Below are 10,130 nucleotides of genomic sequence, written 5' to 3' on the forward strand. Positions count from 1 at the left end.
AAATTTTAATATAAAATGCTAAAAGCTGCCTTATTGGCAGCTTTTGTAATAAACATAAAAATTTAATGATTAGAATATTTAACTACTTTACGATAACCAGTATTAAAATCAACTTCATTTTCTAATGATTCGTTATTTTCTAAATGCTGGATATTTCTAATTACTAATTGTAGAAAGTATTCATGCACACTAGGCCAAACAAATCCGCCAGAAACATGGGGAGTGATGATAACATTAGGATAATCCCATAATTCATCGTCTTTAAAATAAGGTTCGGGATCGATGACATCTAAAGCGGCTCCATAAAGATGACCGTTTTTTAATACTGTTTTTAAATCATCAGTATTAATAGCACTGCCACGACCAACATTTATTATCATCGCATCTTGTTTCATTAGCGATAAACGTTGATAGTTAAATAAATTAATTGTTTCTTTCGATTGTGGTAAACATAAAATAACATAATCACCTTGAGGTAATATCAAATCTAATTGATCAATCGAATACAATTCATCAATTCCTTCAGGTTTTAGACCCAAACGTCTTTTTACACCAATGATCTTACAATCAAAGGCTTTTAAACGTTTGGCTAGCTGATAACCCAAATCCCCTAAACCAACAATAATAACAGTAGAATGGTAAATTTCTTTACCTGTTTTTACCTCTTGCCATAAATGATTATCCATATTTTTAAAATAAGTTCTAAAGTTTTTATTTAAAGCCAACATCATTCCAATCGTATGTTCACTAATAGCTTTACCATAACTGCCACTAGCATTAGCTAATTTAGTATCAGGATGTAAGATTCCATCTTTTACATAATTATCACTGCCAGCACTAGCTAACTGTAGTGCTTTTAAACTGCTTTTATTTAAATTAAATCTTTTAGATGGATTACCAATAATCATATCACATTCATCAATCATTTCTTGATTAATATTTTTAGACTTACTAAAAATAAACTGATGATGTTTAAATGTTTTAGTTAAAATATCTTGTTCTTGATTGGTAAATGGGGCTAAAGTAAGTATTTTCATTAATTAGACCTCCTTAATAATATGATGTAACTATTATAACATATCTTTAAGCATTTAATATTAAGAATAGAATTGAATATTATAAAACCCCAGTAACTATTTTTTAGCCATGGGGTTATTGATCTTTTTAAAAATGAAAAGTAGATAAATAGATAAGTAAATCGTTAGCATTGGTTATTTGAAGAAGCAATTCAATGTTTTTAGAAAAAGAAAGAAACTTTTGTAAGCTTTCAATCATATACTCATTATCATCACCGATATTTAATAATATGATAGCTTTAATATATTTACTTTTCCATAATATTGGTTTATTTAAACAGTATATTTCTAAAGCACTCGAATAATGTGGTTTAGATGTATATAAAATAACAATATGATTGTTCATTTCAATTTCTTGATAATTAACATTTTGGTTTATTATTTGATAGAACTCTTGTCGAGTTTCTATTTTAATAAAATTGATATTTTCTTTAAAAATATAATCAGTAATTGAATGATTAGTATCTTTTAAAAATAATCGTAATTTTTTTAAATCTTGATCATTAATGATTGGATTGATTCGAATAATGGGAATCTTAATTTTGGGTGATATTGGTACCGTAGAAATTAAACAGTCAAAATTAGTTAAATCATAATTATCAAGTTCACTAGCAGCAATAGAGTTTTCTATGGTTAAGGAATCGCGGTAGTTTTTTAAGAGCGTAAAGCTTAACAGTTCACTAGTTGCAATACTATAATCATTTACTAAAAGAATTCTTTTTTTGGAAATATTACGTTTTCTTCGTTCAATGGCATATTGAAAATGAATAGCAATATAACCAATTTCATCTTCATAATTAATAAATTTTGTATTATTTGATAATGTTTTCCATGCTTCTAGACTCATCATATATCCATACAAGTAATTTTGTTTAATATCATCTATTAATGGATTTCTAAGAAAAGTATTGAATTTTATTCGATTTTTAGTTGAATTTATATGCATACCAATAGCTTTTCTTAAATACATATCATTGGTAAAATCAATTTTAAAGACTGAATTGATTTGTTGTAACATGTTTAAGACGATTGAATCAATTTCTGGTTTTAATTGATCATTGATACAGTTTTCAATTGCACTGGTAGAATTACTTTTTTTACCAAGAATATGAATTGTTAAATAGGCTTTTTCCATATCATTAAAACTAATACCAAAATATTTGTCGATTAAAGAAGCAATATCTTTAGCAACTAGTAATTCGTATTCATTTTCAATTTGTTTGCGTTTATTTTCACTAAAATTGATCAAATATCCAGCTTTGATTCGTTCTATTTGAACTTGAATGTGAACAACAAAATCATTAAAAACTCTTTTTGGCATAGTAATACCGTCATTAAAAATTACTTGATTTAGTTCATTAATAAAATCATTGTGATTAGCAATTTTTGGAATTGTGATTTCTAAATTATGATAGACATATTCGGCCATGCATTGACGATAACAAAATTCATCACCAGTTATTTTGATGCCTTTTTTTGCTTTTTGAATAAGCTTTAAGTTATAGCGTTCTAAAATTTCACGAATGATTTTTAAACTGCGACTTATTGATGTTCGATCAATATATAATAATTCTGATAAATCATCAATTTTAATAAATTCTTGTTTTTTTAGCATTAAGCCTAATATATAATAGGCTCTTTCTAATGGAGTGGTTGGAATATAATCAAATTTTTCTTTATGTAATTGTTTTTGAAATTTATTTAATTGTTCATGATCTATAATTACAAGCTGGTATCCTTTACCAGGAAGTGATTCGATTTTCGCAAAAGATGCAATAAGATAATTAATGGTTTTTATTTCGTTTCGAATTGTTTTAGAACCAATATTTAAAAGTGATGATAACTTTTTACTTGTAAGAAAATCATTTGCATCATAAAAATACATGAAAATTTGTTGTTGTCTTTTAGTTAATGAGGTCATATTCCCTCACCTCCATTTATATTATAATTTGAACTAAAAAATATGTCTAAAGATAAGCAAAATAAATCAGTTTTATAAACTGATTTATGGAATCCGGGTACCAGCAGTAGTAGCAAAGTCCTGGTAAACAGGTTTAGATGAATCAATACCATTTATTTCTGGTAAATAAGTACAAATTACTTGAAATATAACAAGAATATTTAGCCAAGAATCAGTAAGGGGATAATCATTTATGCTAATAACGTTGCCATCATCTTGTTTTTTAGTTGATAAAACTAAATAGTTTTTGGTCTTAGATTTTGCAAAAGTAATTAAGTTATCCATTAGCTTATTACCAGTTGCCGGTGTATTAATTAAGATTAGATAAGAATCGTTGATAATAGTTCGATGAGGACCATGCATGAATTCTTCTAATTCAAAGTTCATAACGGGTATTTGCATAGTTTCTAAAATTTTTAAAGTACCCTCACGACTTGTCGGATAATTAATCCCAAAGCCAGTAATACTCATTGCCTGGGCTTTTGACCATGACTGGTTATGATAACACCACTTTTTAGCTTCTTGAATATTAACTGGTAAATCACTAATACTTTGTTTATACTCATTAATAAAATCATGATTATTTAGTTTTAATAATTTCATTAAAACTAATTGCAATACTAATACTGTTGCACTAAATCCTTTTGTTTTAGGACCGACAGATTCTTTGCCACAAAGAATATTGATATGAAAGTCAGCCTTTTTAGCAATAGGACTTTGATTGTCGCTGGTTAAAGCGAGGGTGGGGATTTGTTTTGCTTTGGCTAAAGTGATACATTCAAGTGTTCCGATGCTTTTACCGGTTTGTGATAAGGCAATTAATAAATTATTTTCGTTTTGATTAGATAGGTTAAAATAATATCTAAAATGAAATGGTGTTTCTACCAGTATTTGTTTAGTTGTTTTCTTTTCTAAAATAGTTTTAGCTAATAATGCTGCATTGTATGAAGAACCAGAAGCGGTAATAATTATTTTATTTACATTGACGAAGGACTCAGGAAGAAAAGAAGTGGTCTTTTCTTCTTGAGTTAAAATATTTGTTAAGACATCTACTTGTTCATCAATGTAATCCCACATTTTATTGTTCATTTTTAAAGAATTGTGGTAAATATTGTTTATGTGCTTCTAGCATTTCTTCTAATAATGGTTTGGCAATATCGTAATCTCTTACTAATGGATGGGCAACTAAAGCTTGCAAGGCAATATCACGATTACCGGTAATAGCAGCTTCTACTGCTAAAGATTCGTATGTTTTAACAGCACTGATTAACCCAACAACAGCTTTAGGATAATGAGCGATTGTTAGTGGTTGCATCCCGTTTTTACTTACATAGCAGGCAGTTTCGATTACGGCATCATCACTTAAAAAACGAACGGTTCCATTATTGGCAACATTGATTACCATCCATTTTCCAGTATCGTTATAAATGGCATCCATTACTCCGATGGCAACTTTGGAATATCCGCCACCACCGCGTTTAGCTAATGTTTTAGGTTTTTGGTAATTTGATTCATCGGCGTATTCTCTAAATATTTGTTTTTCTAATTCTAAGATTGCTTCACCTCTAGTTTTATCTTGTTCTTTTAATTGCTGGACCCTTTCTTTAGTATGGAAATAATATTGGGTATATTGACTAGGAATTAAATGTAACGTTTCCATCCAGTCTTGATTTACGGTCGTACATTTTTTAATTATCTTACTAAATTCTTGATTGGTTATTGGACGACCATCAATGGTCATATTATAGGTAAAATTCATGTGATTTAATCCTAAATAATCGTAATATATTTTTTCTTCTGGAACATTTAATGCTTCAGCAGCCCACCAGCGTGGTCGCATCCCGCCAGCACATAATCCAGCGATTTTGACATTACATACTTTGCTTAATGCTTCGGTAACTAATCCAGTTGGATTTGAGTAATTGATAATCCAGGCATCGGGACAATATTTTTCTACATCTTTAGCGATTTCGATCATTACTGGTATAACTCGAAAACCGTTAAACATCCCACCGGCACCAGTAGTTTCTTGTCCGATAAGACCGTATTTTAAAGGGATTTTTTCATCCAAGATTCTTGCTTTATTACCACCAACTCTAATTTGAGTTGAAACAAAATCAGCACCAGTAAAGGCTTCTTTTCGAGAAGTTGTTGACCAGACATTGACATCATAATTTAAATGTTGGATATATCTTTTAACAAATTCTTCCATGATTTTTAAACGTTGTTCATTGATATCTAATAAAACAATTTCTTTTACCGGTAAAGTCTTACGATGAGCTGATAATCCTTCAATCAGTTCAGGTGTATAAGAGCTTCCAGCTCCAACTATAGCTATTTTTAACTTCTTATTCATTTTAATTCATACCTCACCTTAATTTTTATTTTCATTTCCTGACAATCTTTGTTTTTCCATCGCTTTGAAGAATGGATAGTAGATACATCCGGCAATAATTAAAGACACTACACCCCAAATTACAGCTGGAATATTACCACCAGTAACTAAATAGTGTGAAAATAATGGTGGTGTTGTCCATGGGATATTAGCAACAGGTCTACCAATTATGTTAAAGAGCATTAGTAAATATGTACCTGCTGATAAAGTTAATGTTGATAATGTATAAGGAATAATCATATATGGATTCATGACAAGAGGTACACCAAAAACTACTGGCTCGTTAATTTCAAAAATACTGGCTGGTAAACATAATTTTCCTAAAGTGCTAAATCCTTTTTCTTTAGAACGGATCATCATTAAAACAAGCGGTAAAGTAGCTCCGCCACCACCTAAAAATACAAACATCGTAAAACCACTGGCAGTTATATAAGGCGGTGTTGTACCAGAGGCATAAGCTGCAGCATTAGCACCAAACATAGTTAAGAAAAATGGATCAGCAATAGCTAAAACAGCACCACCATGGATTCCAATGCTCCATAACATTGAACGAATGAACATAAATACTAAAAATCCAGGTAAAGTATTTAAAGCAAAGACAAATGGTGAAAAACAATCCATTAAAATTTCATTAATATTTAAGCCTAAAATAATTCTAATGATCCAGACTAGCGTAAGGATAACTAGAGCAGGAATTAAAGACATAAATGATTTGGATACTAATGGTGGAACAGTATCTGGAAAATGAATAACTAAATCTTTTTTAGTGAAAAAGTGCATAATTGTTCCAGTAAGTAAAGCAACAATAATTGCAGTAAACAATCCTGTAGTTCCAAATACTGATGTATCAATTGCATATTCTTCGTTTAAAGTAATTAGTAAAAAGGCAGCAACTGATACGATTGCGGTAATTAAAGGATCAATTTTAACATCTTTATAATCATTAGCGAAATAATATGCCACACTAGCAGCACCGACTAAACCGACGATGCCAATAGTAACACTATTAACGGTAGTGATCATTGAAGCATAAGGCTCAAAAAATGATTGAATAAAACTGATAGGAATATTAGGGATCAACAAAAAGATACTCCCAATGATCGTTAGTGGTACAGTTACCATCATTCCATTTTTTACAGCATTTAAATGATGCTGATTAGCTAATTTGTTTAATGGCGGAGCCATTTTGTTTTCTACAAAAGTAAGTAAACTATTCATAATAAATTTCCTTTCTATATTATTTTAAGAGCTCTTATCTTTACATATTCATTTTATAATGATTATTTTTCTTTTTGAATGGTCTAAATGACCATTGCCTTAGTGGAAAAAAATGCACTATGGATAATTTATAAATTATTTTTTATATAAAATAGTTGATTTAAATAGATATTTTATCTAATTTATTTATTATAAATTTATTATTTATTTATTATTTTGTTGAAAAATGCGATAATTTATCCTATAATTCGGCTATAGTCTATTTTTATAGGCTGGTGATATTATTTTTAATGAAGTAATCATTGACTAGGGCATGTTACGGATTTAAGATGGCAATAATTTTTTGGTGCGCTTATTTTTAATAAGTGTACTGGGATTTTATTGCCTTTTTTTGTTTTTAGAAGGGAGAGGGGTCATTATTAAAGTATTATTTTTTTATTTAGGCAGGTGGTTCAATGTATAGAAATGGAATTAAAAGAATATTAGATTTTATTCTTTATTTATGTGGATTAATTGTTTTAAGTCCAGTATTTTTAATTCTATGTATCTGGATCAAACTGGACAGTAAAGGTCCAGTTTTGTTTAAACAGAAAAGAGTAGGAATCAATAAAACATATTTTAATATCTACAAGTTTAGAACAATGTATATTGATACACCTAAAGATATGCCAACTCATATGTTAGCTGATCCTGATCAGTATATAACTAAAGCTGGCAAATTCCTAAGAAAGACATCATTAGATGAACTGCCACAGATATTAAATATTCTAAAAGGTGAGATGTCGATCATTGGACCAAGACCGGCTTTATGGAATCAGGATGACTTGATTGAAGAAAGAGATAAATATAGAGCCAATGATGTAAGACCGGGATTAACAGGCTGGGCCCAAATAAACGGAAGAGATGAACTGGAAATACCGGTAAAAGCAAGATTAGATGGAGAATACGTAAAACGTATCTCTTTTTTGTTTGACATCAAATGTTTCCTTGGAACGATTATGTCAGTATTAAAAAGTGATGGAGTAGTCGAAGGAGGAACGGGAGAAATGCATAAAAAGGATGGTGAAGTATCATGAAAAGAGTACTGATAACTGGAGCCAACAGTTATATTGGAACATCATTTGAAAAGTATATCAAAGAACACCATCCAGATGACTATCAGATAGATACATTAGATATGCTTGATCCTAAGTGGAAGGAACATGATTTTTCCAATTACGATACAGTTTTTCATGTAGCCGGGATAGCTCATGCAGATGTAGGACATGTAAGCGAGGAAACAAAGAAACTGTATTATCAGGTCAACTGTAATCTTGCCTATGAAACAGCATTAAAAGCTAAAGAATCAAAGGTAAAACAGTTTATCTATATGTCATCGATCATTGTTTATGGAGAAAGTGCACCATACGGAAAGAAGAAAGTAATTACCAGAGATACAAAACCGAATCCGATTAATTTTTATGGTGACAGCAAACTTCAGGCAGAGATAAAACTGAAACCTTTAAATGATGAAAATTTCAAAATATGCATTCTAAGACCGCCAATGATATATGGACCGGGGAGCAAAGGTAATTATCAGATGCTTTCAAAACTGGCAAAGAGATTACCTATATTTCCAAATATAGACAATGAAAGAAGTATGCTTTATGTCGGAAATCTATGCAGCTTTGTCAAGGAATGCATAGATAACAATTATGAGGGAGTATATTTTCCCCAGAATGAAGAATACATATCAACATCAAAACTGGTAAAAGAGATAGCAAAAGCAAACGGCAAGAATATCCATTTAACAAAGATATTAAATCCGTTTGTTTTTATATTATCAAAGATACCGGGCAAGATAGGCGGGATGTGCAACAAGGCATTTGGAAGTATCAGTTATGAAAGAAGCAATACTGTTTTTCAGTATGGAGTCTTAAAATCAATTGAACTGACGGAGAAAAGCTTATGAAGATACTGATAGTAACACAGTATTTTTATCCCGAAAATTTCAGGATAAATGATCTGGCAATTGAACTTAAAAAAAGAGGACATGAAATTACAGTTTTGACCGGATTGCCTAACTATCCTAAAGGTGAATATTTTGAAGGATATTCTGATAAAAAAAACTGTGATGAAATATGGAATGATATACCGATTTACCGCTGTAAGCTCAGGCAAAGGAAAAGTGGTTCAGTAAATCTAATTAGGAATTATATCAGTTTTGTAGTTGAAGCAAATAAGAAACTTAAAACACTTAATCATTTGGAATTTAATCTAATTTATGTTTTTGAAGTTTCACCTATTACTGTTGCTTTACCAGCGATAAAATTAAAAAAAAGAAAAAAGATACCCATTATTATCAATATTCAGGATTTATGGCCTGAAAATATTATTGCTGTAACAGGTGTATCTAATCCTTTAATTATTGGAATGGTGAATAAAATAGTGAACTATATTTATAAATACTGCGATCTTGTTTTAACTGCCAGCCCCAGCTTTGTCGATAAAATAAAAGAACGTGTTAAAGACAAAGAAAAAGTAAAATACTGGCCACAGTATTCAACAGTAGAGAAAACTGATGAGGAAGTTTCATTATATGATAAGGATTGTTTTAATATTGTATTTACCGGAAATATCGGCGAAGCTCAGGGGATTGACTTGGCAATTGAAGCAGCAAATATTTTAAGAAATGAAAAAATCTGCTGGCATTTTGTCGGTGATGGTCGAAGTAAATATAAGTTGGTGGAGATGGTTAAAAAATACGAGATTGAAGACAAAGTAATATTTTATGGATTTCATCCAGAAAATGAAATTCCCAAATATTTAAAAGATGCTGATGCTGCATTATTGATTCTTAAACCTGATCCTGTTTTTGAAATGACAATACCTGCAAAACTGCAAACATATTTAGCCTGTGGTGTCCCAATTCTCGGGTGTGTCAGCGGTGAAGGTAAAAGGATTATTGAAGAATCAAAAGCAGGAATAGTAAGTGATGAGATAAGTGCTGATGGACTTGTTAAAGTTAGTTTGGAATTTTTGAAACTTGATGTATGTAAATTAGATAATTATAAAAAAATGGCATTTGATTATGGGAATAAGTATTTTAATAAATCTTTTTTAATAAATAACTTAGAAAGGGATATGGAGGAATTAGTGTGACTAAATTCAAAGATAAAACATTGCTAATTACTGGAGGAACTGGTTCTTTTGGTAATGCAGTATTAAATAGGTTTCTAGAAACTGATATCAAAGAAATCAGAGTGTTTTCCAGAGATGAATTAAAACAGGATAATATGCGTCATGAATATCAGGCTAAATATCCTGATGTTTTTTATAAGCTTAAATTTTACATTGGAGATGTCCGTGATATAAACAGTATTAAAAATGCCATGCATGGGGTTGATTATGTTTATCATGCAGCGGCTTTAAAACAGGTACCTTCATGTGAATTCTTTCCAATTGAAGCTGTTAAAACAAATGTTTTGGGTACTGAAAATGT

The 10,130-nt window shown here is 30.2% G+C and carries 9 protein-coding genes; 4 read left to right on the forward strand and 5 right to left on the reverse strand.

Annotated features, from left to right (window positions below):
• Positions 1-62 precede the first annotated feature (62 nt).
• From J7M77_RS04660 to J7M77_RS04680, 5 genes are all read right to left on the reverse strand, one after another.
• Positions 63-1,037 (reverse strand): D-2-hydroxyacid dehydrogenase, encoded by a 975-nt coding sequence (locus J7M77_RS04660; protein ID WP_296876498.1) that lies wholly within the window; start codon positions 1,035-1,037, stop codon positions 63-65.
• A gap of 127 nt (positions 1,038-1,164) precedes the next feature.
• Positions 1,165-2,997 carry a transcription antiterminator gene (locus tag J7M77_RS04665; RefSeq protein WP_296876500.1) on the reverse strand — a complete coding sequence of 611 codons (1,833 nt, stop codon included), beginning with the start codon at positions 2,995-2,997 and terminating at the stop codon, positions 1,165-1,167.
• Positions 2,998-3,081: 84 nt separating this feature from the next.
• Positions 3,082-4,113 (reverse strand): SIS domain-containing protein, encoded by a 1,032-nt coding sequence (locus tag J7M77_RS04670; protein ID WP_296876502.1) that lies wholly within the window; start codon positions 4,111-4,113, stop codon positions 3,082-3,084.
• Between the two features lies 1 nt (position 4,114).
• Complete coding sequence (locus J7M77_RS04675) at positions 4,115-5,392, reverse strand: 6-phospho-beta-glucosidase (protein WP_296876504.1); 1,278 nt, start codon at positions 5,390-5,392, stop codon at positions 4,115-4,117.
• An 18-nt stretch (positions 5,393-5,410) separates the two neighbouring features.
• Positions 5,411-6,649 carry a PTS transporter subunit EIIC gene (locus J7M77_RS04680; protein ID WP_296876506.1) on the reverse strand — a complete coding sequence of 413 codons (1,239 nt, stop codon included), beginning with the start codon at positions 6,647-6,649 and terminating at the stop codon, positions 5,411-5,413.
• 455 nt (positions 6,650-7,104) lie between these two features.
• Between J7M77_RS04680 and J7M77_RS04685 the strand changes: the two genes are divergently transcribed.
• The 4 genes from J7M77_RS04685 to J7M77_RS04700 form a co-directional block, all read left to right on the forward strand.
• Positions 7,105-7,725, forward strand: coding sequence for a sugar transferase (locus tag J7M77_RS04685; protein WP_296876508.1), 621 nt, complete (start codon positions 7,105-7,107; stop codon positions 7,723-7,725).
• On the forward strand, positions 7,722-8,600 hold the full coding sequence (locus J7M77_RS04690; protein ID WP_296876510.1) for an NAD-dependent epimerase/dehydratase family protein: 879 nt from the start codon (positions 7,722-7,724) through the stop codon (positions 8,598-8,600). The genes J7M77_RS04685 and J7M77_RS04690 overlap by 4 nt, the downstream gene beginning before the upstream one ends.
• Positions 8,597-9,790 (forward strand): glycosyltransferase family 4 protein, encoded by a 1,194-nt coding sequence (locus tag J7M77_RS04695; protein ID WP_296876512.1) that lies wholly within the window; start codon positions 8,597-8,599, stop codon positions 9,788-9,790. The genes J7M77_RS04690 and J7M77_RS04695 overlap by 4 nt, the downstream gene beginning before the upstream one ends.
• Positions 9,787-10,130: polysaccharide biosynthesis protein (locus J7M77_RS04700; protein ID WP_296876514.1), on the forward strand; the 344-nt coding region annotated here is incomplete at its 3' end. The genes J7M77_RS04695 and J7M77_RS04700, both read left to right, overlap by 4 nt.

The sequence above is a fragment of the Thomasclavelia sp. genome, from assembly GCF_017889095.1.
Taxonomy (GTDB): domain Bacteria; phylum Bacillota_I; class Bacilli_A; order Erysipelotrichales; family Coprobacillaceae; genus Thomasclavelia.

Coding starts and splice junctions, on each gene's coding strand:
- J7M77_RS04660 (WP_296876498.1), bottom strand. CDS start 1,037: ATGAAAATACTTACTTTAGCCCCATTTACCAATCAAGAACAAGATATT.
- J7M77_RS04680 (WP_296876506.1), bottom strand. CDS start 6,649: ATGAATAGTTTACTTACTTTTGTAGAAAACAAAATGGCTCCGCCATTA.
- J7M77_RS04690 (WP_296876510.1), top strand. CDS start 7,722: ATGAAAAGAGTACTGATAACTGGAGCCAACAGTTATATTGGAACATCA.
- J7M77_RS04695 (WP_296876512.1), top strand. CDS start 8,597: ATGAAGATACTGATAGTAACACAGTATTTTTATCCCGAAAATTTCAGG.
- J7M77_RS04670 (WP_296876502.1), bottom strand. CDS start 4,113: ATGTGGGATTACATTGATGAACAAGTAGATGTCTTAACAAATATTTTA.
- J7M77_RS04665 (WP_296876500.1), bottom strand. CDS start 2,997: ATGACCTCATTAACTAAAAGACAACAACAAATTTTCATGTATTTTTAT.
- J7M77_RS04685 (WP_296876508.1), top strand. CDS start 7,105: ATGTATAGAAATGGAATTAAAAGAATATTAGATTTTATTCTTTATTTA.
- J7M77_RS04675 (WP_296876504.1), bottom strand. CDS start 5,392: ATGAATAAGAAGTTAAAAATAGCTATAGTTGGAGCTGGAAGCTCTTAT.